The organism is Kribbella sp. NBC_00889 (assembly GCF_045207705.1).
Taxonomy (GTDB): domain Bacteria; phylum Actinomycetota; class Actinomycetes; order Propionibacteriales; family Kribbellaceae; genus Kribbella.
This window is the reverse complement of record NZ_CP108783.1, coordinates 3,951,279-3,977,630: the sequence shown is the minus strand read 5'-3', so window position 1 is coordinate 3,977,630 and position 26,352 is coordinate 3,951,279. Positions and strand designations below refer to the sequence as shown.

Sequence of the window (26,352 nt, the reverse complement as noted above, 5' to 3'; positions counted from 1 at the left end):
CCGCCGGGTTTGGATGACGGCATGCGAGTCGCTCTGTCCGCAGGTGAATTCGAGTACGTCGAGACCGGCGATCCGTCGGCACCACCGATGGTGCTGCTGCACGGCCTGCGATCCAGTTCGGCGACCTGGGAGCCGGTGACGCCAGGGCTGGCCGAGCGGTGGCGAGTCTTCGCGCTGGATCAGCGCGGGCACGGAGCGAGTGCGCGAACAACGGAGTACTCGTTCGAGGCGATGCGTGACGACGTGCTCGAGTTCGTGGACCGGCTCGGGCTGCACAAGTTCCTGCTGGTCGGTCATTCGATGGGTGGCAGCGTCGCGGCGATCTTCGCCGAGCAGCACTCCGAACGGCTCACAGGGCTGGTCCTGGTCGACAGCCCGCCGCCGGACGGCGAGGGCGACTGGACCGTGCCTCCGCGACCCGACGGCGAGCTCGACTACGACTGGGACTGCTTCGTGGCGATCTTCCGTCAGCTCGCCGAACCGGATCCCGCCTGGTGGGCAGACCTGCCGAGCATCTCCGCCCCGACCCTGGTCATCAGCGGCGGCTCGACCAGCCCCGTCCCGCCACACGTGCTCCCCGAAGTCGCCCGCCGCATCCCCGACGCCACCCTGACCACCATCGAAGGCGCCGGCCACGTGGTCCACCAAACCCGCCCCACCGAGTTCCTGAACGCCGTCACCACCCACCACCCCACCTGACCACCCAACTGCGGGGAGCGCGCCGTCTGGTGGGTCAGCCCGCGCGCCCGTGGGTCGGCCAGCCGCGTGCGGTGGGTGAACCCGCGCTCTGGTGGGTCAGCCCATGCGCCGGTGGGTTGGCCGGCCGCGTGCGGTGGGTGGACCCGCGGTGTGGTGGGTCAGCCCATGCGCCGGTGGGTTGGCCGGCCGCGTGCGGTGGGTGGACCCGCGGTGTGGTGGGTGAGCCCATGCGCCGGTGGGTTGGCCGGCCGCGTGCGGTGGGTGGACCCGCGGTGTGGTGGGTGAGCCCAGGCGCCGGTGGGTTGGCCGGCCGTCTGCGGTGGGTGGACCCGCGGTGTGGTGGGTGAGCCCATGCGCCGGTGGGTTGGCCGGCCGTCTGCGGTGGGTGAACCGACCGTCTGGTGGGTGAGCCCATGCGCCGGTGGGTTGGCCGGCCGCGTGCGGTGGGTGGACCCGCGGTGTGGTGGGTGAGCCCATGCGCCGGTGGGTTGGCCGGCCGCGTGCGGTGGGTGGACCCGCGGTGTGGTGGGTCAGCCCATCAGACGGCGGTACGGGATCGAGTCAGTCGGTGCCGGATTCCATGGCGGCGCGGTCGAGGAGTTCGTCTTCTTCGGTGGCTTCGCCTCGGGAGGCGATGGCTTCGGCTCCGCCAGTGGGCATCGCGCCGATGAGGTCGGTGGAGGAGGCGAGCGCCGGGTTCGAGCTGCCGAACATGCCGAGGCCGGCGTACTGCTCGAGCTTGGAGCGGGAGTCGGCGATGTCCAGGTTCCGCATCGTCAGCTGACCGATCCGGTCGACCGGGCCGAAGGCCGAGTCCTCGATCCGCTCCATCGACAGCTTGTCCGGGTGGTAGCTGAGCGCCGGGCCGGTGGTGTCGAGGATCGAGTAGTCCTCGCCCCGCCGGAGCCGCAGCGTGACCTCACCGGTCACCGCCGTACCGACCCACCGCTGCAGGGACTCCCGCAGCATCAGCGACTGCGGGTCAAGCCAGCGGCCTTCGTACATCAGCCGGCCGAGCCGCCGTCCCTCGTTCTGGTAGTTCGCCAGCGTGTCCTCGTTGTGGATCGCGTTGACGAGCCGTTCGTACCCGGCGTGCAGCAGCGCCATCCCGGGTGCCTCGTAGATGCCGCGGCTCTTCGCCTCGATCACCCGGTTCTCGATCTGGTCCGACATCCCCAGACCGTGCCGGCCGCCGATCGCGTTCGCCTCCAGCACCAGGTCGACCGCGGAGCCGAACTCCTTGCCGTTGATGGTCACCGGCCGGCCCTGCTCGAAGCCGATCGAGACCTCCTCAGGCAGGATCTCGACCTCCGGATCCCAGTGCTTCACACCCATGATCGGGTCGACGTTCTCGATCCCGGTGTCGAGGTGCTCCAGCGTCTTCGCCTCGTGGGTGGCGCCCCAGATGTTGGCGTCGGTGGAGTAGGCCTTGTCGGTGCTGTCCCGGTACGGCAGCTGGTGCGTGACCAGCCACTCCGACATCTCCTTGCGCCCGCCCAGCTCATGCACGAACTGCGCGTCCAGCCACGGCTTGTAGATCCGCAGCTGCGGGTTCGCCAGCAGGCCGTAGCGGTAGAACCGCTCGATGTCGTTGCCCTTGAACGTCGACCCGTCGCCCCAGATCTGGACGTCGTCGTCAAGCATCGCCCGGACCAGCAGCGTGCCGGTGACAGCCCGCCCGATCGGGGTGGTGTTGAAGTACGTCCGCCCGGCCGACCGGATGTGGAACGCACCGCAGGCCAGCGCGGCCAGCCCTTCCTCGACCAGCGCCGCCCGGCAGTCGACCAGGCGGGTGATCTCCGCGCCGTACGCCGCAGCTCGGCCGGGGACCGAGGCGATGTCGGGCTCGTCGTACTGACCGAGGTCGGCGGTGTATGTGCAGGGCACCGCTCCCTTGTCGCGCATCCACGCGACCGCGACGGACGTGTCGAGACCTCCCGAGAACGCGATCCCGACCCGCTCACCAACCGGCAATGACGTAAGCACCTTGGACACAGGAAAAGTATGCACCCCTCTGCATGATTATGCAAAACAGTGTCGTTGGCGAGCCTCCCGGGCGGGCGGGATCCGCATTGAAAGGATGAGTCGTTGCCGGAGTGAGGGAGTGGTGAGGCGCACGTGATGGGTCGGTCGCATGCCCTGTCGGGGTGGTGCCTGGGACTGGCGGCCGCACCGCTGGTGGGTCTGACGTCGGTGGCGGAGGTGGTGCCGTTCGCGGCGGCCACGGCCGGCTACGCGCTCGTCCCCGACCTCGATCACCCAGGTGCGAGCGCGTCCCGGCTGCTCGGTCCCGTGACCGGACTGGTGTCCGCGATGATCCGCACGTTCTCGGGTCTGCTCTACAACCTCACCAAGGGACCACGGGACGAGGACAGCACCGGGAAGCACCGCCACGCCACGCACACCCTGGCTGCCGCGATCCTGCTCGGCGTACTCGCGGCAAGCCTCGGCGACCGAGGGAAGTGGGCTGTGCTCGCCATCGCCGCGACCGGACTCCTCCTGGCTGCGCACGTGCTGGGCGACTGGCTGATCATCGCGGTCCTCGCAGCCGTCGGCTGGTCAGTCCTGGGTACGGCGGTCCCCGGCACGTCGACCGCGGACGCCGTACAAGCGGGTCTGACCGGGATCGGCGGGTGGATCGGTGTCGCGGTGTCGCTCGGCATGTTCACGCATTGCCTTGGTGACAGCCTGACCCGCTCCGGTTGCCCGTGGTTGTGGCCGCTGCCGATCCGCGGCGAGACCTGGTACGAGATCCGGCTCCCGCGTCCACTGCGCTTCCGCACCGGCGGCTGGGTCGAGCGCATTCTCATTGCGCCGTTGCTCCTGGCCGGCGGCGTACTGCTGCTCCCTGGCGCGGTCCAAGCAGTGGAGCGACTCTTCGACGCCACCTCGATCTGGCTGGCCGGTCGATGATGAATCCTCGACGGTGCGCAAGCCTGAAACTACCGAGAGTATTCGCAGAATTTTTTCCGGACTTTTTTGGTCGAAGCTGTAACGACTGCTGGGCCCGGCCCGATAGGACGAGTGAGCCTGGTAGCTGCCCGGACCCCCGAGCGGACAGCTATCAGGCCTACTCATTTCCCCGAGGCTTCGGAGCGGTAATCTGAGCCCCATGTCCTCGCCAGATTCTTCTGCCTCGTCGGCGCCGCCCTTCGGCCGCCTGACGACGGCCATGGTCACCCCGTTCCGGCCCGATGGGGCGCTCGATCTCGAGGCCGCGCAGAAGGTGGCCACCTATCTGGTCGACCGCGGCAACGACGCGCTGGTGATCAACGGGACCACCGGCGAGGCGCCGACCACCTCCGACGCGGAGAAGGTCCAGCTCGTCAAGGCGGTGCTCGACGCGGTCGGTGACCGGGCCAAGGTGATCGCCGGGGTCGGCACCAACGACACCGCGCACACGATCGAGTGCGCGAAGCAGGCCGAAGCCGCGGGCGCCGATGGGCTCCTGGTCGTCACGCCGTACTACAACAAGCCTCCGCAGGACGGGCTGCGCGCGCACTTCACCGCGGTCGCCGACGCCACCGGCCTTCCGAACATGGTCTACGACATCCCCGGCCGGGCCGGCGTGGAGGTGAAGACCGAGACGCTGATCGCGCTCGCCGAGCACCCGCGGATCGTTGCGGTGAAGGACGCAAAGGGCGACGTGGCCGGGGCCACCAAGGTGCTGGCGAACACCGATCTGTTCTACTACTGCGGTGCGGACGAGCTGAATCTCGCCTGGCTCGCGATCGGCGCGGTGGGTATCGCCAGCGTCGTCGCGCATGTCGCGAGTGAGCCGTACCGGCAACTGATCGACGCCGTGGTGGCCGGCGACCTCGCCACCGCACGAGAGATCGACCGACGGGTGGTGCCTGCCGTCGAGGCGATCATGACCAGGACCCAGGGCGCCATCATGGTGAAGGCCGCGCTCAAGCTGGCCGGCGTCATCGAGCACGCGACACTCCGGTCGCCGTTGATTGAGGCGACCGCGGAGCAAGTGGACTGGCTCACCACCGACCTCAAGACGGCAGGACTGATTGCATGAGCCATCCCCACCCAGATCTCGACGCGCCCGGACCTCTGACGCCGGGCGCTTTGCGGGTCATCCCGCTCGGCGGCCTCGGCGAGGTCGGCCGGAACATGACGGTCTTCGAGTACGACGGGAAGCTGCTGGTCGTCGACTGCGGCGTACTGTTCCCGGACGAGAACCAGCCCGGCGTGGACCTGATCCTGCCGGACTTCCAGCCGATCCGGGATCGCCTCGACGACATCGTCGCGGTGGTTCTGACCCACGGCCACGAGGACCACATCGGAGGCTTGCCCTACCTGCTGCGTGAGCGGGGTGACATCCCGGTCATCGGTTCGCAGCTCACGCTCGCGTTGCTGGAGGGCAAGCTCAAGGAGCACCGGCACCGCAACGTGCCGCAGCAGACCGTGGTCGAAGGCGAGAAGCTCCAGATCGGCCCGTTCGTCTGCGAGTTCATCGCGGTCAACCACTCGATCCCGGACGCGCTCGCGGTGGCGATCCGGACGCCGGCCGGCATGGTGCTGCACACCGGCGACTTCAAGATGGACCAGCTGCCGCTGGACAACCGGATCACCGACCTGCGTGCGTTCGCGCGGCTCGGCGAGGAGGGCGTGGACCTGTTCTGCGTCGACTCCACCAACTCCGAGGTGCCCGGCTTCACCACGCACGAGCGCGACATCGCGCCGGTGCTGGACCGGGTCTTCACCAACGCGAGGAACCAGCGCATCATCGTCGCCTGTTTCGCCTCGCACGTGCACCGCGTCCAGCAGGTGATGGACGCCGCGGTGAAGCACCGCCGCAAGGTCGCGTACGTCGGCCGCTCGATGGTGCGCAACATGGGTGTGGCCCGTGACCTCGGCTTCCTGAACGTGCCCGGTGACACGCTGATCGACATGCGCGAGCTGGACAACTACCCTCCGGAACAGGTCGTGCTGGTCTCGACCGGTTCGCAGGGTGAGCCGATGTCGGCGCTGTCGCGGATCGCGGCCAACGACCACCACGTGGTCCAGATCCAGCCGGGGGACACCGTCGTACTGGCGTCGTCCCTGATCCCGGGCAACGAGAACTCGGTCTACCGGGTGATCAACGGCCTGACCCGGCACGGGGCGAACGTGATCCACAAGGGCAACGCGCTGGTGCACGTGTCCGGTCACGCCAGCGCCGGCGAGCTGCTCTACTGCTACAACATCGTCAAGCCGCGCAACGTGATGCCTGTGCACGGCGAGATCCGGCACCTGCACGCGAACGCCGACCTCGCGATCCAGACCGGCGTACCGCGGGAGAACGTGGTCGTGGTCGAGGACGGCGTCGTGGTCGATCTGATCGACCGCAAGGCCGTCGTGGCCGGCAAGGTCGACTGCGGGTACGTCTTCGTCGACGGCTCGACCGTCGGCGACGTCACCGAGACCTCGCTGAAGGACCGCCGGATCCTCGGCGACGAGGGTTTCATCTCGGTCATCGCCGTGATGGACTCGGTCACCGGCAAACTGACTGCCGGGCCGGAGATCCAGGCGCGCGGGTTCGTCGAGGACGACAGTGTCTTCGACGACCTGAAGCCGCGGATCGAGGCGGAGATCGAGAAGGCGATCGGCGGCGGTGTGGACGACATGTACCAGCTGCAGCAGGTGATCCGGCGGGTGGTGGGCAAGTGGGTCAGTGACACCCACCGCCGCCGCCCGATGATCATCCCGGTCGTCGTCGAGAGCTGAGCAGACAGGAAAGGGTGGGCCGGCGGGTGAGCATCAGCGGGGTGAACGGCACGGGGCAGCGCCGGCCCACGATGAAGGAGGTCGCGGCCCGGGCGGGCGTCGCGCTGAAGACGGTCTCCCGGGTGGTGAACGAGGAGCCGAACGTCAGCCCCGAGCTGACCGCGAAGGTCCAGGCGGCGATCAAAGAGCTCAACTACACCCCGAACGAGAGCGCCCGGATGCTGCGCCGCGGCAAGACCGGGACGATCGCGGTGGTCATCCGCGACATCGGCGACCCGTTCTTCGCCTCGCTCGGCCGCGCCGTCGAGCTGTGGGCCCGCTCGAGCGGTTCGGTCGTGATGATCGGCCTGACCGACGAGGACCCCGAGCGGGAGCGGGAAGTCTGCCTGGAGTTCGTCGCCCGCCGGCCGGACGCGCTGATCATGGCGCCGATCGGGGAGACCCAGGACTACCTGGCCCCGCACGTCGACGCCGGGATGGCGGTCGTCACGATCGACCGGCCGGCGCACGGGATCGAGGCCGACGCGGTGCTGGCCGACAATGCCGGCGGCATCGACCAGGCGATCGACCACCTGGTCCGGCAGGGGCACCGGCGGATCGCGTACCTCGGTGACGACGAGCGGATCTTCACCGCCCGCGAGCGCGTGGTCGCCTACCGGGCCGCGATGTCCCGGCACCGGATCGACGTGGACGAGGACCTGGTCCACCTGTCCGAGCCCACCACGGAGGGCATCGGCATCACGCTGTCCGCCGTACTGGACCGGGCGGAGCCGGCTACGGCGTTGCTGTCGGCAAACAACATGACCACCGCCGAGGTGCTCCGTGGACTGGCCGGCCGGCGGGACAAGGTCGCGTTGGTGTCGTTCGACGACCTCGCGCTCGGCGACCTGCTCAGCCCCGGGCTGACCGCGGTGGCGCAGTCGGCCGACGTGATGGCGCGGACCGCGATCCAGTTGATGACCGAGCGCCTGCCCGAGCCGCACCGGCCGGGCCGCACGGTCCGCGTCCCGGTGAAGCTGACGATCCGCGGCTCAGGCGAGATCCCGCCCACCGGCTGAGCGGAGTTCCGTCGCCAGCGGGCACTGGAACGGGTCCCGTGCTCTGAGCCCGACGTTGTTCAGGTAGTCGACGACGATCCGGTACGACTCGAACAGGCCGACCTCGGTGTACGCAACGCCGTGCAGAGCGCAGTACTCGCGGACGATCGGCTGGACCTGGCGGAGCGTCGGCCGCGGCATGCTCGGGAACAGGTGGTGCTCGATCTGGTAGTTCAGCCCGCCCAGCGCGAAGTCGGTCAGGGTGCCGCCGCGGATATTACGGGACATCAGCACCTGACGGCGGAGGAAGTCGAGCTTCATCCCGGCCGGGACGAGCGGCATGCCCTTGTGGTTCGGCGCGAACGCGGCACCGAGGCAGACGCCGAACACCGCGAGCTGCAGACCGAGGAAGGCGCTGGCCTTGCCCATCGGGAGCAGCAGATACAGCGCGGCCACGTAGCCCGCGATCCTGGACATCACGACCACGGCCTCGATCCGGTCCAGCCGGTTCGCGTCGCGGCGCAGGAGGTGGCGCACGCTCGACGAGTGCAGGCCGATTCCCTCCAGCGTCAGGAGCGGGAAGAACAGCCAGCCCTGCCGCGCTGCGATCCATTGACCGAGTCGCCCGCGCTTCGCAACGGCGTACGGCGTGAAGGCGATCGCATCGAGCTGTACGTCGGGATCCTTGTCCACCTGGTTCGGCGCGGCGTGGTGCCGGTTGTGCTTGTTCCGCCACCAGGTCACACTCATCCCCGCGATGCAGCCGGCCAGGACTCGTGCGGTCCAGTCGTTCCGCGCCGCCGAGTGGAAGATCTGCCGATGGGCGCCGTCGTGACTGAGGAACGCCACCTGCACGAGTACGAGTGCCAACGCGCCGGCCAGCAACAACTGGAACCACGAGTCGCCGAGCAGTACGACGCCCACTGCCACCGCAAGCAAAGCGGTCAGGACCAGACTGATCCGCGTGAGGTAGTAGCCCTGACGGCGTCGAAGGAGACCGAGCTCCTGAACGTTCTGCAGGAGGTCGGTGTAGAGGCTGACGTACCGCTGCTGGGTGCGCATTCGTGCATCATCCAGCATCGCGGCCAAACGGCCATGAAGGTGAGCGCGTGGTCCGATGTCCGGTTGGCAAAGTGCCGGCTAGCGCAGCTGCGCGGCCAGCGGGCACTGGAACGGATCGCGCGCCCGGAGCCCGACGTTGTTCAGGTAGTCGACGACGATCCCGTACGACGTGAACAGTCCGACCTCGGTGTACTTCACCCCGTGCAGGTCGCAGTACTCGCGAACGATCGGCTGGACCTGGCGCAGCGTCGGCCGCGGCATGCTCGGGAACAGGTGATGCTCGATCTGGTAGTTGAGCCCGCCGAGCGCGAAGTCCACGATCATCCCGCCCCGGATGTTGCGTGACATCATCACCTGGCGGCGGAGGAAGTCGAGTTTCATCGTCGCCGGGACGAGCGGCATGCCCTTGTGATTCGGCGCGAACGACCCGCCGAGGCAGATCCCGAACACGGCCAGCTGCAGCCCGAAGAACGCTCCGGCCTTGCCGACCGGCAGCAGGATCAGCAGCACCGCCACCGACCCGGCCAGCCGGGTCAGCACGATCGCGGCTTCGATGCGCTCTACCGAGGTCGCCGTACGCCGGAGCAGGTGGCGCAGGCTGGCGACGTAGAGGCTCAGGCCCTCCAAGGTGAGCAGCGGGAAGAACAGCCAGCCCTGACGCCGGGTCAGCCAGCCGCGCAGACCCTTGCGCTGGGCAAATACCTCGGGCGTGAAGGCGATGACTCCTGGGCCGATGTCAGGGTCGCGGCCGAGCTGGTTGGGCGCGGCGTGGTGGCGGCTGTGCTTGGAGTGCCACCAGCCGGAGCTCATCCCGACCAGTACGGCGGCCAGCAGGCGCGTGGTCCAGTCGTTCCATCGGTTCGAGTCGAAGATCTGCCGATGGGCGCCGTCGTGGCTGAGGAACGCGACCTGGGTCAGCACGAGCGCCAGCCCGCCGGCCAGGAGGAGTACCAGCCACGAGTTGCCGAGCAGGGCGACTCCGGCCCAGACGGCCGCGAACGCGATCGTCACCAGGGCGATCCGGATCCAGTAGTAGCTGTGGCGCCGCTTCAGCAGCCCGAGCTCGCGCACGGTGCGGGACAGCTCGGTATAGAGGCTTGCGTAGCGCTGCTGCGGATGGTCGTCATCCTCGACGAGTTGCGACATGAGAAACGCCCCGCTCCGGGAGTGCATCGATCGCGATGCGCTACCGGGTCTGGGGCAGCGCCACGTATCTGTGGCTGGTACCACCACGGAACCACGGACACGGACCTGGCGCAACCGGCGGTGTCAATGTGAGACCGGGCGTTGATCATCCGGGGTTCACCCGGTCGTCACCGGTGCGGAGGAGGCTGGCGCCATGAACTTGAGCCGCCGCCAGCTCTTGGCCGCATCCACCGTCGCCGGTGCCTCCCTGGCTGTCCCCGGAATCCAGTCCAGCGTGGCTACCGCGGCCCCCAACGTCGTACGTCGTGCCCGGCCCGCGCTGCCGTCCGGGATCATGTCGGGCGACGTCACCGAGAACTCCGCCGTCGTCTGGTCCCGGACCGACCGCCGCGCCCGGCTGGTCGTCGACCTGACCAGCAACGGCCGCTTCGACACCGCGATCCGGTTGCGTGGCCCGATCACCGGACCCGACGACGACTTCACCGCCCAGCTGCCGCTGAAGGGCCTGCGCCCGGGCCAGCGCTACGACTACCGGATCGCGTTCGAGGACTCCTGGGGTCGCCGCGGCGAAACCCTCGAGGGGTCGTTCGGTACGCCGGGCCGCAACCGCGGACTGTCGTTCGTGTGGACCGGCGACACCGCCGGGCAGGGGTACGGGATCAACCCGGAGATCGGCGGCATGGCGGCGTACAAAGCCATGCACCAGACCCGGCCGGACTTCTTCCTGCACTCCGGCGACAACATCTACGCCGACGGCCCGATCGAGGCCGAGCTGAAGGTTGCCGACGGCACCGTCTGGAAGAACGTGGTGACCGAGGAAGTCTCCAAGGTCGCCGAGACGCTGGCCGAGTACCGCGGCCGGTACAAGTACAACCTGCTCGACGACAACGTCCGGGCGCTGTACGCCGACGTTCCGATCGTCAGCCAGTGGGACGACCACGAGACGCTGAACAACTGGTACCCCGGTGAGATCCTCACCGACGACCGCTACACCGAGAAGCGGGTCGACGTCCTGGCGGCCCGAGCCCGGAAGGCGTTCCTCGAATACCTGCCGATGGTGCACCCGGCCGGCCGGAACCGGATCTACCGCAAGGTGAGCTACGGCCCGTTGCTCGACGTGTTCTGCCTGGACATGCGGACGTACCGCGGCGCGAACCCGACACCCGACACCGTCGGCCCGGTCGCGATGCTCGGTGCCGAGCAGGCCGCGTGGCTGGTCCGCGAGGCGGCCGCGTCGAAGGCGACCTGGAAGGTGATCGCCAGCGACATGCCGCTCGGCCTGCTGGTTCCGGACGGCACGGTGATCGAGGCCGTCGCGAACGGCGTCAGCGGCGCGCCCGGCGGCCGTGAGCACGAGATCGCCTGGGTGCTGAGCCAGTTCAAGCGGCGCAAGGTCCGCAACACGATCTGGCTGACCGCGGACGTGCACTACGCCGCGGCCCACCACTACGACCCGTCCCGCGCGGCCTACACCGACTTCGACCCGTTCTGGGAGCTCGTGGCCGGCCCGGTCAACGCGGGCGCTTTCGGCCCGAACGCACTGGACTCGACGTTCGGCCCGAAGGTCGAGTTCGTGAAGGCGGCCGACTTCCCGAGCCAGTCGCCGGCCAGCGGCAACCAGTTCTTCGGTCACGTCTCGATCGACCCGCGCAGCGGCGTGTTCACCGCGTCCCTGCGCAACCTGTTCGGCACCGTGCTCTGGTCCCAGGACATCAACCCGGCCCGCCACTGAGGGCCCGTCGTACCCACCGGCCTCCGGCGCCTGCGCGGGATGCCGCCCACCGGAGGCGGTGGGTCCGACGCTCACGGCACGACGACGTCGACCCGCGGCCGACGTACGAGCTTCTGCTGAGAGTCGCACTCGCCGGATAGGTTGGATCGCATGACCGCCGCTTACCCCGAGAGCCGTCGCGACGACGTCGTCGACACGCTGCACGGCCACCAGATCGCCGACCCGTACCGCTGGCTGGAGGACCCGGACTCCGCCGAGACCCAGGACTGGGTCCGCCGGCAGAACGAGTTCACCCAGGCCGAGCTGTCGACGTACCCGGAGCGGGAGTGGTTCGAGGCCACGATGTCCGCGATCCTGGCCCGGCCGCGGGCCGGCGTACCGGCGAAGAAGGCCGGCTGGTACTTCGCCGGCCGCAACGACGGCACCCAGGCGCAGGACGTCGTGTACGTCGCGGAGTCGCTCGAGGAACTGCTCGACGGCGGCCGGGTCCTGATCGACCCGAACACGCTGTCCGCCGACGGCACCGACTCGCTGGGCTCCTTCACCGTCAGCCCGGACGGCAAGTACTTCGCCTACGGCATCAACGAGAGCGGCAGCGACTGGACGACGTTCCGGCTGCTCGACATCGCCACCGGCACCGCGGTGGACGACGTCGTCACGGAGGCGAAGTTCTGTGAGGCCACCTGGCTCCCGGACAGTTCGGCCTACCTCTATCTGCACTATCCGCCGACCGGCCGGAGCGAGGGCACGGAGACGAAGTCGCTGACCGGTGGACGGCTGATGTTGCACAAGGTCGGCGATCCGCAGTCGTCGGACGAGCTGGTGCTGAGCTTCCCGGACGAGGACCGCTACTTCATCACGCCCGAGGTGTCCGAGGACGACCGCTACCTGGTCGTGCACATCACCGAGGGCACCGACCCGGCGACCCGGCTCTGGGTCTTCCCGATCACGTCGGACGGCCTCGGCGATCCGGTCAAGGTGGTGGACGAGTTCACCGACGAGATCGCGTTCGTACGGATGTCCGGTGATCAGCTCCTACTGCGGACCGACCGGGACGCGTCTCGCGGTCGCGTGGTGCTCTCCTCGCTGGACGGTACGTTCACCGATCTGATCCCGGAGGGCGAGGCGACCCTGCAGGCGGTCCGCGGTACGGCGGCCGGCCTGACGACCCTCACACTTGTCGACGCACAGCCGGTGCTGACGCTCTACGCGCTGGACGGCTCCGGTGCTCGCGTTGTCGACGTACCGGGCGGGGGAGTGGTCGGTCTCAACGCGTCGCCGGAGTACGACGAGATCTTCGTCGGCCTGTCGACCACCACTGATCCCACACTGTCGTACGTCGTGTCGGCCGAGTCGGGCTCTGTACGTGCGTTGCCAGAGCTGGTCCGTGGCGGAGGCGGCTTCACTCCGCCATCGGTCATGGTGACTCGCCGGATCGCGCCGGGCCGCGACGTGCCGTACTTCCTGATCACTCGCTCCGACCTGGACTTCTCACAGCCGCGCCCGACTCTCATGTGGGGGTACGGCGGTTTCCGCATCCCGGTCCTGGCCGACTACCGGCCGGGTTGGCCGGCGTGGCTCGCGGCCGGCGGAGTGCTGGTGATCGCCAACCTGCGCGGTGGTGGTGAGTACGGCAGCGACTGGCACGACGCCGGGCGGCTGAAGAACAAGCAGAACGTGTTCGACGACTTCATCGCCGTGGCCGAGCACCTGCGCGACACCCGCGTGACCACTCCGGAGCAGCTGGCGATCCACGGCCGCAGCAACGGCGGTCTGCTCGTCGGTGCGGTGATGGCGCAACGCCCCGACCTCTTCGCGGTCGCCCTGCCGGGCGTGGGTGTCATGGACATGGTGCGCTTCCACCTGTTCACCGTGGGAGCCGCCTGGGCCTCCGACTTCGGGCATCCCGACGATGCGTCGCAGTTCGAGGACCTGCTGGCCTACTCGCCGCTCCACAGTCTGCGGGACGGTACGGCGTACCCGCCGACGCTCGTTGTCACCGGTGACCACGACGATCGCGTCGTGCCGTTGCACAGTCACAAGTTCATCGCGACGCTGCAGCATGCCCAGTCCTCGGCCGCACCGATCTTGACTCGGATCGAGGTCAACACCGGCCACGGCTTCGGCAAGCCCGCTGCAATGGTCGCGTCGGAATGGGCGGACCTACTGGCGTTCGCTGCTCACCATGTAGGTCTCGTAACTCCTGAGCAGTAGGAGGCGGGTCCTCACCAGATCGGCGGTGCCTGGAGGTCGCGCGGGTCTTCAACGGGTTGACAGCCGTGGGCGGTGTCCTCGTACTCCGTCCGCGGTCCGCTCGTGGCAAGCGTCCGTACGGCGTTGACGAGGCGGTCCACGTGCTCACGCGTCGTACCGAGGCCGAGGCTCGCGCGGACGGCGGTGCCGTGCTCGGGGGAGCCGGCGAGCAGGTGGCCGACCAGGGGGTGGGCGCAGAACTTGCCGTCGCGCACTCCGATGCCGTACTCCGCACTGAGTGCCGCCGACACGAGTGTCGAGTTCAGCCCGGCGATCGTGAAACAGACAGTGCCGACGCGGTCCGTGTCCTCAGCGAAGATCGAGTACGTCGTGACGCCGGAGAGCTGGGCGAGACCGGTGCGGAGCCGGGCGAGCAGACTGCGCTCGTGCTGCTCGATCGCGTCGCGGTGCTTGGTGATCGCCGCACACGCGGAGGCCAGTGCGATCGCGCCGATGACGTTGGGGGAGCCGCCCTCATGGCGTGCCGGGCCGGTAGCCCAGACCACGGTGTCGCCGGTGACTGTGGTCGTGGCGCCGCCGCCGTACAGGTAGGGGTCGGCGGCGTCGAACCAGTCCGCGCGGCCGATGAGCACACCGGCGCCGTACGGGGCGTAGAGCTTGTGGCCGGACAGTGCGACCCAGTCGACGTCCAGCTTCTCGATGTCAACGACGCGGTGCGGCGCGAGCTGGGCGGCGTCCAGGCAGACCCTGGCTCCGTGGGCCTTGGCTACTGCGGCGATCTCCGCGATCGGGAAGATCTCACCGGTGACGTTCGATGCACCCGTGACCACGACCAGCCGCGGGCCTTCGGGCGCGGCCCGGAGCGCGTCCGCGACGTCCGTCACGGCCTCGGTCGGGGAGCTCGGCGCGGCGAGGCGGACGGTCCGCTCGGCCGGCCAGGGGAGGAGCGCGGCGTGGTGCTCGGACTCGAAGACGATGACGGTCACGTCTGCGGGCACCACATGTGCGAGCAGGTTCAGCGCGTCGGTGGTCTGGCGGGTGAAGATCACCTGGTCGTCCGCGCGGGCGCCGACGAAGGCATGCACCTCGGCGCGGGCCTGCTCGTACCACTGCGTGGTGATGCGGGATGCGTAGCCGTTGCCGCGATGCACCGACGCGTACGACGGCAGTGCGGCCTCGACACTGGCGCGGACCGACTCCAGACACGGCGCGCTGGCCCCGTGGTCGAAGTTCGCGTAGTCCGTCACCCGGCCGTCGGCCAGCGGGACCAGGAGGTCCGAGCCGACGGTGGCCGGGACGCTGCCGGTGGCGAGCCGGGCGACGGTCGCCCGCGGGGTCGCCGTACTGGCAGGCTCGAGGATGGAGAGGATCGACATGGTGCTGCTCCCAGGAAGTCCGCGCTTGCCGAACGGGGTATCCGCACGGCCCGGTCTTCACCCGGGGCACCCCACCGCGGAGGAGGGTTGCCGGCCAGCAAGCCGGGGCTTGACGCTGGCACTCATGACCTGCCGAGAACGGTAACGAACGGGCCACGATCGACGCCAGCCCTGATCTCGCGATGTGAGATCGCCGCACGCATGTTGAGACACGGTCCGGACCGCAACCTTTCGCGCGGCTGTTGCGTCCGACCGGGCGGGAGGTGGTGGGGATGTGGTGGAAGAAGGCGAGCTGTCCGGTCCGCAGCGTGGAGCAACTCTGGATCGAGGAGAACCTCGACTGGTTCGTCGCCGAGTTCGGTGACGAGCTCCTGCGCCGGCCGGTGGTGGTTCCCGAGGAGTCGTGGTTCCCGGCCGGGTACAGCGGTTCGGAGGACGACGTACGGGCGGTGTTCCGGACGTTGTGCGATCACGTGGAGGTGCCGGCGGACCGAGTCCGGCTGGACCTCGAGCCGGATGAGCCCGACGAGCTCGTCGCGAACCTGGGGCTGAACTCCGAGTCGTCCGGGGCGGCGGCGCACTGGCGTCAGCGCGACGGCGTCACCGTGGTGACGGTGGACATGAAGCAGGCGCAGCGGCCGGTGGCTCTGGTCGCGACCATGGTCCACGAGCTCGGCCACGAGCGGCTTCTCGGCGAGGACCGGATCGATCCGGACCGGCGCGACGGCGAGCCGCTGACCGACCTGTTCACGGTCTTCGTCGGCTTCGGGATCTTCAGCGCGAACGCGTCCTTCGAGTTCTACCGGACCCATACCCACTACCGGACCTCCAAGCTCGGCTACCTGACCGAGGCCATGTACGGGTATGCACTCGCGCGGTACGCCTGGCTGCGCGGCGAGACCGAACCGGCCTGGGCGGAGCGGCTCGACACCAATCCGCGCGAATGGATGAAGCAGGGGCTGCGCTACCTGGAGGCTGGTGTTGGATAGGGGCCATGACGACGGAGTGGACAGCGCCTGACGTAGACCGGCCCGACGGTTCGCTGACCGCGCCGGAACGCGAGCTCCTGCAGGGGTATCTGAACTTCTACCGCACCACGCTGCTGCTCAAGTGCGCCGGTCTGACCGCGGAGCAGTTGGCCGAGCGCCCGTCGCCGCCATCGAACCTCTCGCTGCTCGGACTGATCCGGCACCTGACCAAGGTCGAGCGCATCTGGTTCCGCATCCACTTCGCCGACGAGTCGCCGGCCGAGCCGCTGTTCGCGCCCGAGCTGGGCAAGGACGCCGACTTCGAACTGATCGATCCGGCCGAGGCGCAGGCGGCGTACGACGGTCTGATCGCGGAGTGGAAGCTGTCCGACGACGCGGCCGCCACGCGGTCGCTCGACGATCGCTTCACCTTCGGCGGTACTGAGTCGACGCTGCGGATGATCTACATCCATCTCGTCGGGGAGTACGCGCGGCACTGCGGTCACGCCGACCTCGTCCGTGAGCAACTGGACGGCACCACCGGCGCCTAGTGGTCCACTCGAATCTGGAAATCGATTGCCTTGACCTTCCGGTCTGCATCGCGCTGTGATCGACTCGTCGCATGAAGCGACCGACCGCCCTCGTTCTGCTCCTGATCGCCGTACTCTCCAGCCTGCTCGCGGTGCCCGCGCACGCCGCGGGTGTCCGGTTGGAGGTGCTCTCGTCGCCACGACCGGACATGGTCAGCGACGGCAACGTGCTGGTCGGGGTCTACGGCCCGGACCTCGACCGCCTCACCGTCCGGCTGGACGGGCGCGATGTCACCGACGCCTTCGCCCGGACCGGTGATCACCTGACCGGCCTGGTCGACGGCCTCGTGGACGGCCGCAACACGATCACGGCCGACCGCGAGCGGCTGGTGGTCACGAACCACCCGCGCACCGGCCCGATGCTCGCTGGTCCGCACGAGACGCCGTACATCTGTGGGACCGCCGACTTCACCACGCTCGCGAAGGTCAAGCTCGGGCCGCCGACGGATGCGAACTGCTCGGTGCCGACCCGGGTCGACTATCTGTACCGGTCCACGATCGACCGCTCGCTGAAGGTGCTGCCCTCGGATCGGCCCGCGGACCTCGCGACCACGACCACCTCGGACGGCCGGACCGTGCCGTACATCGTCCGCGTCGAGACCGGCGTGATCAACCGGTCCATCTACGAGTACGCCGTACTCCACGACCCGGCGGCAGGCGAGCCGGACGTGCGGCACGCGCCGACCGGCTGGAACGGCCGGCTCGTCTACACCTTCGGCGGCGGCTGCCCGGGCGGCTGGTACCAGCAGGGCAGCGGCACCGGCGGCATCAACGACGACCTGATGCTCGGTCGCGGGTACGCCGTCGCGTCGTCGAGCCTGAACGTGTTCGGTGTCAACTGCAACGGGGTGCTGGCGGCCGAGACGATGTCGATGACGCGGGAGCACATCGCCGAGACCATCGGCGTACCGAGGCAGACCGTCGGCTGGGGCTGCTCGGGTGGGTCGTACCAGGTGTTCCAGATCGCCGACGACTACCCGGGGCTGCTGGATGGCATCGTCGCGTCCTGCGTGTTCCCCGAGGTCGGGTTCGCGACGCTGCACACGATCACGGACGCGCTGCTCCTGGACCACTACTTCCAGTCCGCGACGGGCTGGACCGACGAGCAGAAGCGGGCCGCGGCGGGCTTCGGCAAGGTCGGCACGATCGCCAACCTGGCCGGCGCCGGGCGCCGCATCGATCCGCGGGTCTATTGCCCTGGGCAACTTCCGGTGGAGCAGCGGTACGACCCGGTGACGAATCCCGGCGGCGCGCGCTGTGACGTCTACGACCACCAGGTGAACGTCTGGAGCAAGGATCCGGCCACCGGCGCGGCGCGACGTCCGCTGGACAACGTCGGCATCCAGTACGGCCTGGACGCGCTGAACTCCGGCAAGATCACTGCGGACCAGTTCCTTGACCTGAACCGGGCGGTCGGCGGCTTCGACACGGACGCGAACTTCGTCCCCGCCCGGACTGTTGCGGATCCGGCGGCGATCAGTACGGCGTACCGGACCGGGCAACTGATCAACGGTGGCGGGGGACTGGCGAGTACGCCGATCATCGACTACCGGCAGTACTGGGACGAGTTGCCGAACGGCGACATCCACCTGATCTTCCACTCGTTCTCGCTGCGGGAGCGGCTGCGCAAGGCCAACGGTGATGCGGCCAACCAGGTGATGCTGGTGCAGGCCGGCGACGCTCCGGGTGGATTCAGTACGACGAACCCGGTGCTGGCCGACGCACTGACGGCGCTGGACCACTGGATGGACGCCACGGACGCTGACACCCGGCCCGGCTCGTCGCACGCGCGGTTGCTGCGCAACAAGCCGACGTCATTGGCGGAAGCCTGCTGGAGCCCGCAGGGCGAGAGGATTGTCGAGACGCAGGTCAACGGCATCGGCACGACCCGGTGCAACACCTTGTATCCGGTGTGGCCGGCGCCGCGGCAGGTGGCCGGGGCATCCGTTGCCAACGACGTCATCAAGTGCCGGCTCCACCCGCTGACGCCGTCGGACTACAAGGTGCCGTTCGCTCCAGCTCAGAGGGAGTCGCTGCGGCAGGCGTTCCCCAACGGTGTCTGCGACTGGAAGGCACCCGGCGTCGGCCAGCAGCCGCTGGCTGGAAGCTGGCCCACCTTCTGACCTCTGGTCTTCTTAGTGTCCTGAGTCGGAAGTTCGACGGCGCTTTCGGCGCCCAGGCACGCACCTGAACACCGACATCGCTCGCCGAACTTCCGACTCAGGACACTAGGCTGCGGGACGTGCCGTTCACCCTCGCGCATCCCGCAGCCATCTTGCCCCTGGTCCGACGTCCTCTGGTGGTGTCGGCCCTGGTGGCAGGTGCGGTGGCGCCCGACCTCTTATACCTCGACCCGATCTACAGCTTCGCCACGCAAGGGATCAACGGCAACTTCACGCTGACCCTTACGCACAAGCTGTCGTCAGGCCTCTGGCTGGACCCGCTCCTGGCTTTGATCCTGCTCCTGGCCTTCCAGGTTGTGGTGAAGCGGCCGCTGCTCGCCCTGGCTCCGTCCGGTCTGGCTGCTCGCCTGCCCACCCCCTCCTGGCGCGTGCCCTCGACGGCTGTCCTGCTCTGGACGGTCGTGTCGGCGGTGATCGGCGCCCTGACGCACGTCCTCTGGGACTCGTTCACCCACTACGACGGCTACTTCGTCCGCCGGTACCACTCGTTCTTCGCGGCGCAGGTGACTGGTGCGTGGGACGTCAACCGCATCCTGCAGTACGTGAGCACCGTCGGCGGCTGCCTGATCCTCGCCGTCTGGCTCTACCGCTGGTACCGCCGGGTCGACGTACAGCCCGTCGCCACGCACGACCACATCCCGTCATGGGTCCGGTACGTCGTACTGGCCGCGATGGTGCTCATCGGCCTGGCCGGGGCCGTCGTACAGCTGAGCAGGGCGGACCTCGTCGGCGAGGCGGCCGCCCGGTCGATGCTGACGGGGGTCGCCTCCGGGTGCCTGGCGGCGCTCGCCTGGTACGTCGTCCTCTGGCACCTCTTCCGGCTCCGCCGCCGTGTGGCGGCGCTGTGATGCTACGGATGGGGCAGCGTGATCGGCGTGTGACACGTGGGACTCGAGAGGTAATCGGGGTAGCCTGCTAGATATGGCGACCCGCACGTCTTCCCCGGCGCGGGCGCAGAAGTCGGCAGCCAAACGACCGAGTACGGCTCGTTCGGCCGCTGGTGGACGCTCCCGTCCGTCAGGCGCTCAGAAGCGTGGGCAGAGCGCGAAGCGCGGTGGATCCTCCGCCGCGCGGACCAGTACGCCCAAAAAAGGCGGAGCGGGCCCGTTCGCGGCCGCCATGATCGCTCTCGGCCGCGGTGTCGTGAAGATCTGGATCGGAATCGCGCACCTGCTCGGCAGCATGGTCCGCGGCATCGGCCACGGCGCCCGCGACCTCGACCCCGAACACCGCCGCGACGGCGCCGGCATGTTCCTGATCGGCCTGGCGGTCGTGGTGGCCGCCGCCATCTGGTGGAACCTCCCGGGCGCGGTCGGTCATGGCATCCGGACCGTCGTCGGTGGCAGCGTCGGCATGCTCGGCTGGGCCGTGCCGCTGCTGCTGCTCTTCGTCGCGGTCCGCACGCTGCGTCACCCGGACCGCAACGGTCCGGCCGGACGTCAGGTGATCGGCTGGACCGCCGTCTCGCTCGGCGTACTCGGCCTGGTCCACATCGCCAACGGCCTGCCCCGTCCCGGCAACCCGGCCGACGCCTCGCTGCAGGACGCCGGCGGCGCGATCGGGTACGTCGTCTCCTCACTGCTCTCGGACCTGCTCACGCAGTACGTCGCCGCGCCGCTGCTGGTCCTGCTCGCGATCTTCGGTGCGCTGGTGATCACAGCGACGCCGGTCTACGCGATCCCGCTCCGCGTCCGCGCGGCGTTCGACGTACTGATGGGACGTACGGCGCTGCCCGAGGACGCTCCGTCCGTCGCGGCGGCCTCGACCGACGACACCGTGCGGTTGACCCGCAAGGAGCGCCGGGCCAAGGCTGCCGGCCTCGACGAGGACGGGGAGCCGACGATCAAGCCGTACGACTCGCCGGTGCTCGAGGGACGGGAGATCTCCAAGCGGGGCCGCAAGGCGAAGGCCGCGCCGCCGTCGGAGGACGACGCGTACGACGTCGATGTGGATGCCGCCGCGGCCTCCGCCGGTGCCGCCGTCACGGGCCCTGTGGCTTCGGCGAAGAAGACGCCGGAGGCGCCGCCCGAGCCGCCGCCGCACACGCCGATCCCGCAGCGCGTGGAGCAGCTCAGCCTGTCCGGCGACATCACCTACACGCTGCCCGACGGCCAGATGCTCAAGCCGGGTTCGGTGCACAAGGCGCGGACCAAGGCGTCCGACCAGGTGGTCGACCGGCTGACCGAGGTGTTCGAGCAGTTCGGCATCGACGCGCAGATCACCGGCTACACCCGCGGTCCGACAGTGACCCGCTACGAGGTCGAGCTCGGCTCGGCGGTGAAGGTCGAGAAGGTCACCGCCCTGTCGAAGAACATCGCTTACGCGGTGGCATCGGCCGATGTGCGGATCCTGTCGCCGATCCCAGGCAAGTCCGCGATCGGCATCGAGATCCCGAACACCGACAAGGAGATCGTCAGCCTCGGCGACGTGATCCGCTCGGCGACCGCCCGCAACGACCACCACCCGATGGTGGCCGGGCTGGGCAAGGACGTCGAGGGCGGCTTCGTGGTCGCGAACATGGCGAAGATGCCGCACCTCTTGGTCGCGGGTGCGACCGGCTCGGGCAAGTCGGTGTTCGTCAACTCGCTGATCACCTCGGTCCTGATGCGGGCCACGCCGGACGAGGTGCGGATGATCCTGGTCGACCCCAAGCGGGTCGAGCTGAACCACTACGAGGGCATCCCGCACCTGATCACGCCGATCATCACCAACGCCAAGAAGGCGGCCGAGGCGCTGCAGTGGGTCGTCCGCGAGATGGACATGCGGTACGACGACCTGGCCGCGTTCGGGTTCCGGCACGTCGACGACTTCAACAAGGCGGTCCGCGGCGGCAAGGTGAAGCCACCGCCTGGCAGTGAACGCGTGCTGACGCCGTACCCGTATCTGCTGGTGATCGTCGACGAGCTCGCCGACCTGATGATGGTCGCCCCGCGCGACGTCGAGGACTCGATCGTCCGGATCACCCAGCTGGCCCGTGCCGCCGGCATCCACTTGGTGCTCGCGACTCAGCGGCCGTCGGTGGATGTGGTGACCGGTCTGATCAAGGCGAACGTCCCGTCCCGGCTGGCGTTCGCAACCTCGTCGCTGGCCGACAGCCGCGTCATCCTGGACCAGCCGGGTGCGGAGAAGCTGGTCGGTCAGGGTGACGGCCTGTTCCTGCCGATGGGCGCGAGCAAGCCGATGCGAATCCAGGGCGCGTGGGTGACCGAGTCCGAGATCCACGGCGTGGTCGAGCACTGCAAGACCCAGCTGGAGCCGACGTACCGCGAGGACGTCACCGCCGTGGCCGGGCCGAGCAAGGATCTCGACGACGAGATCGGCGACGACCTCGACCTGGTCGTGCAGGCGGCCGAGCTGATCGTGTCGACGCAGTTCGGCTCCACGTCGATGTTGCAGCGTAAGTTGCGCGTCGGCTTCGCCAAGGCGGGCCGCCTGATGGACATCCTGGAAAGCCGGGGAGTCGTGGGACCGAGCGAGGGGTCCAAGGCGCGCGACGTACTGGTCAAGCCGGACGATCTAGAGGACTTCATCGCGACCCTGCGAGGAGAGTGACGTGACCGCCGCAAGTGCGCAGCCCCGGACCGATCGCTTCGACGTGGATCCCAGACCGGTGCCGTTCACCATCCGTTCCTCCCAGAAGGTGCACGGGGGACTGGCGCTCGGCGCGGCCCTGGTCGCGGTGGGCTTTGCCGCGTCCGCCTCCACCAGCCCGACCGGCGTACTGCGCTGGATCGCGGCCGCCGCGTTCGCCGTACTCGCCGTGATCTGCGCGCGGGCGTTGACGGTCGGGGACATGCTGGTCGCCGACGATGTCGGGATCCGGTTGCGAATCGGCAACGAATGGATCGGGACCCGGTGGGAGGACATCGACCAGGTGACGGTGCTGAAGCGCCGCCATCCGCTCGACGACGGCCGGATTGCCGTTCATTTACAGGATCCTGGGCCCATCCTTGGTGCGATGCCGAATTCCAGTCGCAAGAGAACTGATGCGAATCGGCGGTTGACCGGCTCGTCACTCGCGGTACCGTTCGGGTTGACGGCACGCCCGTCGAACGGGGAAGTGGTACAGGCACTGCACATGCTGGCGGATGCCAGATGTCCGGTCAGGGAACAACTCTGAGTCTGGCGTGACCCCGTCGCACCAAGGCCGTTGACTTGATGTCGAGGGTCCTAGCCGTCGGCGAAGACGACGTCGACGGCCCGAGCAACCAGTCGGGCGATGGAGAGGACGGTGGGGACGTGAGCATCGGCAGCGAGCTCACGGCGGCCCGCGTACGGGCCGACATGACGATCGAGCAGCTGAGTGCCGCTACCCGGATCAGAACCGGGCTGCTCGTCGCCATGGAGGCCGACGACTTCTCTCGCTGCGGTGGGAATTTCTACGCCCGCGGGCATATTCGGTCGATCGCCCGCGTGGTCAAGGCCGACCCCGTGCCGCTGCTCGCGGCCTTCGACGCCGAACACGCCGTCGAGGAGGAGAAGTCCCGCCGCGAGGAACGTGCCGTGGTCAAACGGCCCTCGCTGCATCCGGCCCGCCCGCGCTGGGCGGTTGTGGTCGGCGCGATCCTGGTCGGTCTGATGGGCTGGGGCATGGTCCGCCTCTTCACGCTGCCCAGCGACATCGAGGCCAACGCGTCAAAGACCGCCAGCCCCACGCCGGCCGTGACCACGCCGGTGGCGCCGAAGCCGACTCCCACGCCGACGCAGAAGGCCACCCCCAAGCCGCCGCCGGTCGCCACTCACGTGAAGCTGGTGCTGACCGCGAAGGGCGACGGCTCGTACGTCACGTTGCGGAACAGCAAGGGCAAGCGCCTCTTCCAGGGGATGGTCGGTCCCGGCGTGACCCAGACCGTCACCAACAAGGGCATCGTCCGTGTCTCCATCGGCGTGCCCGCCAACCTGGTCCTGAGCCTGAACGGCGAGCGCCTGCGAACCACCCTCTACCGCTTCACCGTCAAACCCGACGGCACCATCCAAAAGTCGTCCTGACACCGCCAACCGCGAGCGTCATCCCGCTGACTCCTGTCGACCCGGTAGTCGGCGCTGCCGCGCTTCGGCGCCGCGTGCGCCCGTGTTGCCACGGGCTGCTGCGGTTGGGCGCCGCGTGCTCCGCTGGTGGCGCGAGCTGCCGCGGTTGGGCAACGCGTGCTCCGGTGTTGCCGCGGGCTGCTCGAGTGTCGTAGGTGCGGTCGGATCCGTTCGCTCGTTCGGTGCCTGTTCCGCCCGGCAGAACTGGCGCGGGCGGTGTGGTGTGCAGGCGGTACGGAAGGTGATAGCTGGTTAGGTGGGGGACTGCGCGGCGAGTCATACTCGTGGGGATGACTACGCCACCCACCACCGTCGCCCTGGTCACGCTGGGCTGTGCCCGCAACGATGTCGACTCCGAGGAACTCGCCGGCCGTCTCGAAGCCGGCGGCTTCCGGCTCGTCGAGGACGCCGCCGAAGCGGACACCGTGGTGGTGAACACCTGTGGCTTCGTCGAGGCCGCCAAGAAGGACTCGGTCGACACCCTCCTGGCCGCCGCTGACTACAAGGACTCCGGCCGCACCCAAGCAGTCGTCGCAGTCGGCTGCCTCGCCGAGCGGTACGGCGAACAACTCGCCGACGCGCTTCCCGAGACCGACGCAGTCCTCAGCTTCGACGACTACGCGGACATCTCCGACCGCCTCCGCTCGATCCTCTCCGGCACCAAGCACCAGCCCCACGTCCCACGCGACCGCCGCAAACTCCTCCCGCTGGCCCCCTCCGCCCGAGCCGCCACCACCGGCGTAGCCATCCCCGGCCACGGCGACCACATCCCGGCCGAACTCAAGCCAGTGCGGTCCACCGAGTCGGTGGAATCTGACGGCGGACCTCAACCTCTCAAGGGGCGCTTCGTCACGACTGCCCCCGAGGAGTTGACGATCGACGCGCCGGATCTCGCGTCGGCGCCGGCGAGCGGTCCGCGGGTTGTTCGTCGCCGGCTGGACGGTGGACCGATGGCTCCGCTGAAACTGGCGTCCGGGTGCGACCGGCGCTGTGCGTTCTGCGCGATCCCGATGTTCCGCGGCGCCTTCGTCTCCCGCCGTCCGACCGAGGTGCTCGGCGAGGCCCAGTGGCTCGCGGAGAACGGCGTCCGCGAACTGTTCCTGGTCTCCGAGAACTCCACGTCGTACGGCAAGGACCTCGGCGACCTCCGCCTGCTCGAGACCCTGGTCAGCGAGATCGCGGAAGTCCCGGGGATCGCCCGCGTCCGGGTCTCCTACCTGCAACCCGCGGAGATGCGCCCGACCCTCATCACCGCGATGACGTCGACCCCCGGCGTTGTCCCGTACTTCGACCTCTCCTTCCAGCACGCCTCCGGCCCGCTCCTGCGCCGCATGCGCCGTTTCGGTGACGCCGAACGCTTCCTGGACCTGATCGCCCAGGTGCGCGCCACGGCGCCGACGGCAGGTATCCGCAGCAACGTGATCGTCGGCTTCCCCGGCGAGACGGAGGAGGACGTCGACATCCTGTGCGACTTCCTGTCCCGCGCCGGACTCGACGCGATCGGCGTCTTCGGGTACTCCGACGAGGACGGCACCGAGGCCGAGACGTACGACGGCAAACTCGATGAGGACACCATCGCCGCGCGCCTCGACCGCGTGACCCGCCTCGCCGAGGACCTCACCTCTGCCCGCGCCGAGGCCCGCGTCGGCGAGCTCCTCGAGATCCTCCTCGAGTCCGTCGACCCAAGCACGGACCCAGCCACCGACACCGAAGCCGACACCGAGCGGGCAGACGGGCGGTCGGGTGAGGGGCGGGCGGCTCATCAGGGCCCCGAGGTGGACGGTTCGACGACGGTGATCGGTCTTCCGGACGGGGTGAACGTCGGGGACATGGTGTCGGCGAAGGTGGTCGGGACGGACGGTGTGGACCTGATCGCAGAGTTCGCGGCACTCGTGAGCCCCCAGGACGGCCGTCGGGCAGCTAACCTGACCGCGTGACCAACCCGCCGAACCCGGCGCCGCGCGCAGCCGGCCATCTCCACGCGCCCAGCGCGTGGAACGTGCCGAACGCGCTGACGGTGTTGCGGCTCGCGCTGGTCCCGCTCTTCGTCTGGCTGCTGCTTCGCGACGGCGGCACCGAAGACGGCAACAGGTTGCTCGCGACCGCCGCGTTCGTGGTCGCGATCGTCACCGACCGCTTCGACGGAGACATCGCCCGCCGGTGGAACCTGGTCACGAACTTCGGCAAGATCGCCGACCCGATCGCGGACAAGGCGCTCACCGGAGCGGCCTTCATCGGCCTGTCCATCCTCGGCGAGCTCCCGTGGTGGGTCACCGTGGTCGTCATGGTCCGCGAGTGGGGTGTCACGGCCCTCCGCTTCTGGGTGATCCGGCACGGCGTGATGCCCGCCAGTCGCGGCGGCAAGCTGAAGACCGTACTCCAGGCGATCGCTCTCGGCCTCTACCTCCTTCCGTGGCAATCGGTGGCGGTCCTCCACTGGACCGCCATGGTGGTGATGGCCGCAGCCGTCATCGTGACGATCGTCACCGGCATCGACTACGTAGGCCGGGCAATCCGCCTGCGAAACGCCGCCAAACGTCCCCTCCCATGACCTCCTGCGGTCGTCGGCCGGAGCGGTGTGTCGCCTGCGCGGTGGCTG

General features: G+C 69.0%; 20 protein-coding genes and 1 riboswitch. Of the genes, 16 read left to right on the top strand and 4 right to left on the bottom strand.

The window, feature by feature from the left end; genetic code table 11:
* Positions 1 to 21: 21 nt before the first annotated feature.
* On the top strand, positions 22 to 699 hold the full coding sequence (locus tag OG817_RS19370; protein WP_406056527.1) for an alpha/beta fold hydrolase: 678 nt from the start codon (positions 22 to 24) through the stop codon (positions 697 to 699).
* A 561-nt stretch (positions 700 to 1,260) separates the two neighbouring features.
* Here OG817_RS19370 and argG read toward each other — a convergent pair.
* On the bottom strand, positions 1,261 to 2,694 hold the full coding sequence (gene argG / locus OG817_RS19365; protein ID WP_406056525.1) for an argininosuccinate synthase: 1,434 nt from the start codon (positions 2,692 to 2,694) through the stop codon (positions 1,261 to 1,263).
* 126 nt (positions 2,695 to 2,820) lie between these two features.
* Here argG and OG817_RS19360 point away from each other — a divergent pair, with 126 nt between their 5' ends.
* From OG817_RS19360 to OG817_RS19345, 4 genes are all read left to right on the top strand, one after another.
* Positions 2,821 to 3,612: a metal-dependent hydrolase gene (locus tag OG817_RS19360; RefSeq protein WP_406056523.1), complete on the top strand. Its 792-nt coding sequence runs from the start codon at positions 2,821 to 2,823 to the stop codon at positions 3,610 to 3,612.
* A gap of 199 nt (positions 3,613 to 3,811) precedes the next feature.
* The gene (gene dapA / locus OG817_RS19355) at positions 3,812 to 4,726 is read left to right on the top strand and encodes a 4-hydroxy-tetrahydrodipicolinate synthase (RefSeq protein WP_396389616.1); all 915 of its coding nucleotides are present in this window, start codon (positions 3,812 to 3,814) and stop codon (positions 4,724 to 4,726) included.
* A complete protein-coding gene (locus OG817_RS19350) occupies positions 4,723 to 6,417 on the top strand; it encodes a ribonuclease J (RefSeq protein WP_131351645.1) in 1,695 nt (564 codons plus the stop codon). The genes dapA and OG817_RS19350 overlap by 4 nt, the downstream gene beginning before the upstream one ends.
* Positions 6,418 to 6,443: 26 nt before the next feature.
* Positions 6,444 to 7,475 (top strand): LacI family DNA-binding transcriptional regulator, encoded by a 1,032-nt coding sequence (locus tag OG817_RS19345; RefSeq protein ID WP_396389618.1) that lies wholly within the window; start codon positions 6,444 to 6,446, stop codon positions 7,473 to 7,475.
* On the opposite strand, the gene OG817_RS19340 is transcribed toward OG817_RS19345, so the two are convergent.
* Both OG817_RS19340 and OG817_RS19335 read right to left on the bottom strand, forming a co-directional pair.
* Positions 7,449 to 8,516: a fatty acid desaturase family protein gene (locus OG817_RS19340; protein WP_406056520.1), complete on the bottom strand. Its 1,068-nt coding sequence runs from the start codon at positions 8,514 to 8,516 to the stop codon at positions 7,449 to 7,451. The two genes, OG817_RS19345 and OG817_RS19340, sit on opposite strands and share 27 nt — an antisense overlap.
* 78 nt (positions 8,517 to 8,594) lie before the next feature.
* Positions 8,595 to 9,662 (bottom strand): fatty acid desaturase family protein, encoded by a 1,068-nt coding sequence (locus OG817_RS19335; RefSeq protein ID WP_406056518.1) that lies wholly within the window; start codon positions 9,660 to 9,662, stop codon positions 8,595 to 8,597.
* A 193-nt stretch (positions 9,663 to 9,855) separates the two neighbouring features.
* Here OG817_RS19335 and OG817_RS19330 point away from each other — a divergent pair, with 193 nt between their 5' ends.
* Together OG817_RS19330 and OG817_RS19325 are read left to right on the top strand one after the other, a co-directional pair.
* Positions 9,856 to 11,394, top strand: coding sequence for an alkaline phosphatase D family protein (locus OG817_RS19330; protein WP_406056516.1), 1,539 nt, complete (start codon positions 9,856 to 9,858; stop codon positions 11,392 to 11,394).
* Between the two features lie 150 nt (positions 11,395 to 11,544).
* Complete coding sequence (locus tag OG817_RS19325; protein ID WP_406056514.1) at positions 11,545 to 13,608, top strand: prolyl oligopeptidase family protein; 2,064 nt, start codon at positions 11,545 to 11,547, stop codon at positions 13,606 to 13,608.
* A gap of 11 nt (positions 13,609 to 13,619) precedes the next feature.
* Here OG817_RS19325 and OG817_RS19320 read toward each other — a convergent pair whose 3' ends face one another.
* A complete protein-coding gene (locus OG817_RS19320; protein WP_406056512.1) occupies positions 13,620 to 14,984 on the bottom strand; it encodes an aminotransferase class V-fold PLP-dependent enzyme in 1,365 nt (454 codons plus the stop codon).
* Between the two features lie 16 nt (positions 14,985 to 15,000).
* Positions 15,001 to 15,114, bottom strand: a riboswitch (SAM riboswitch).
* 142 nt (positions 15,115 to 15,256) lie between these two features.
* Here OG817_RS19320 and OG817_RS19315 point away from each other — a divergent pair.
* The 9 genes from OG817_RS19315 to pgsA all read left to right on the top strand — a co-directional run bounded on the left by OG817_RS19315 (position 15,257) and on the right by pgsA (position 26,304).
* Positions 15,257 to 15,973, top strand: a complete 717-nt coding sequence (locus tag OG817_RS19315; RefSeq protein ID WP_406056510.1) for a hypothetical protein — start codon at positions 15,257 to 15,259, stop codon at positions 15,971 to 15,973.
* A 5-nt stretch (positions 15,974 to 15,978) separates the two neighbouring features.
* The gene (locus OG817_RS19310) at positions 15,979 to 16,503 is read left to right on the top strand and encodes a DinB family protein (RefSeq protein WP_406056508.1); all 525 of its coding nucleotides are present in this window, start codon (positions 15,979 to 15,981) and stop codon (positions 16,501 to 16,503) included.
* A 71-nt stretch (positions 16,504 to 16,574) separates the two neighbouring features.
* Positions 16,575 to 18,665 carry a DUF6351 family protein gene (locus OG817_RS19305; protein WP_406056506.1) on the top strand — a complete coding sequence of 697 codons (2,091 nt, stop codon included), beginning with the start codon at positions 16,575 to 16,577 and terminating at the stop codon, positions 18,663 to 18,665.
* Between the two features lie 119 nt (positions 18,666 to 18,784).
* A complete protein-coding gene (locus OG817_RS19300) occupies positions 18,785 to 19,573 on the top strand; it encodes a DUF4184 family protein (protein WP_406056504.1) in 789 nt (262 codons plus the stop codon).
* Positions 19,574 to 19,646: 73 nt separating this feature from the next.
* Positions 19,647 to 22,277, top strand: a complete 2,631-nt coding sequence (locus OG817_RS19295; RefSeq protein WP_406056503.1) for a DNA translocase FtsK 4TM domain-containing protein — start codon at positions 19,647 to 19,649, stop codon at positions 22,275 to 22,277.
* 1 nt (position 22,278) lies between these two features.
* Positions 22,279 to 22,845: a hypothetical protein gene (locus OG817_RS19290; RefSeq protein ID WP_406056501.1), complete on the top strand. Its 567-nt coding sequence runs from the start codon at positions 22,279 to 22,281 to the stop codon at positions 22,843 to 22,845.
* A gap of 119 nt (positions 22,846 to 22,964) precedes the next feature.
* Positions 22,965 to 23,714, top strand: coding sequence for a helix-turn-helix domain-containing protein (locus OG817_RS19285; RefSeq protein WP_406056499.1), 750 nt, complete (start codon positions 22,965 to 22,967; stop codon positions 23,712 to 23,714).
* Between the two features lie 329 nt (positions 23,715 to 24,043).
* Complete coding sequence (gene rimO, locus OG817_RS19280; protein WP_406056497.1) at positions 24,044 to 25,690, top strand: 30S ribosomal protein S12 methylthiotransferase RimO; 1,647 nt, start codon at positions 24,044 to 24,046, stop codon at positions 25,688 to 25,690.
* Positions 25,687 to 26,304 carry a CDP-diacylglycerol--glycerol-3-phosphate 3-phosphatidyltransferase gene (gene pgsA, locus OG817_RS19275; RefSeq protein WP_406056495.1) on the top strand — a complete coding sequence of 206 codons (618 nt, stop codon included), beginning with the start codon at positions 25,687 to 25,689 and terminating at the stop codon, positions 26,302 to 26,304. Before rimO ends, pgsA begins: the two co-directional genes overlap by 4 nt.
* Positions 26,305 to 26,352 lie beyond the last annotated feature (48 nt).

Coding starts and splice junctions, on each gene's coding strand:
- OG817_RS19370 (WP_406056527.1), top strand. CDS start 22: ATGCGAGTCGCTCTGTCCGCAGGTGAATTCGAGTACGTCGAGACCGGC.
- OG817_RS19360 (WP_406056523.1), top strand. CDS start 2,821: ATGGGTCGGTCGCATGCCCTGTCGGGGTGGTGCCTGGGACTGGCGGCC.
- dapA (WP_396389616.1), top strand. CDS start 3,812: ATGTCCTCGCCAGATTCTTCTGCCTCGTCGGCGCCGCCCTTCGGCCGC.
- OG817_RS19350 (WP_131351645.1), top strand. CDS start 4,723: ATGAGCCATCCCCACCCAGATCTCGACGCGCCCGGACCTCTGACGCCG.
- OG817_RS19340 (WP_406056520.1), bottom strand. CDS start 8,516: ATGCGCACCCAGCAGCGGTACGTCAGCCTCTACACCGACCTCCTGCAG.
- OG817_RS19335 (WP_406056518.1), bottom strand. CDS start 9,662: ATGTCGCAACTCGTCGAGGATGACGACCATCCGCAGCAGCGCTACGCA.
- OG817_RS19330 (WP_406056516.1), top strand. CDS start 9,856: ATGAACTTGAGCCGCCGCCAGCTCTTGGCCGCATCCACCGTCGCCGGT.
- OG817_RS19325 (WP_406056514.1), top strand. CDS start 11,545: ATGACCGCCGCTTACCCCGAGAGCCGTCGCGACGACGTCGTCGACACG.
- OG817_RS19320 (WP_406056512.1), bottom strand. CDS start 14,984: ATGTCGATCCTCTCCATCCTCGAGCCTGCCAGTACGGCGACCCCGCGG.
- OG817_RS19315 (WP_406056510.1), top strand. CDS start 15,257: ATGTGGTGGAAGAAGGCGAGCTGTCCGGTCCGCAGCGTGGAGCAACTC.
- OG817_RS19310 (WP_406056508.1), top strand. CDS start 15,979: ATGACGACGGAGTGGACAGCGCCTGACGTAGACCGGCCCGACGGTTCG.
- OG817_RS19305 (WP_406056506.1), top strand. CDS start 16,575: ATGAAGCGACCGACCGCCCTCGTTCTGCTCCTGATCGCCGTACTCTCC.
- OG817_RS19295 (WP_406056503.1), top strand. CDS start 19,647: ATGGCGACCCGCACGTCTTCCCCGGCGCGGGCGCAGAAGTCGGCAGCC.
- rimO (WP_406056497.1), top strand. CDS start 24,044: ATGACTACGCCACCCACCACCGTCGCCCTGGTCACGCTGGGCTGTGCC.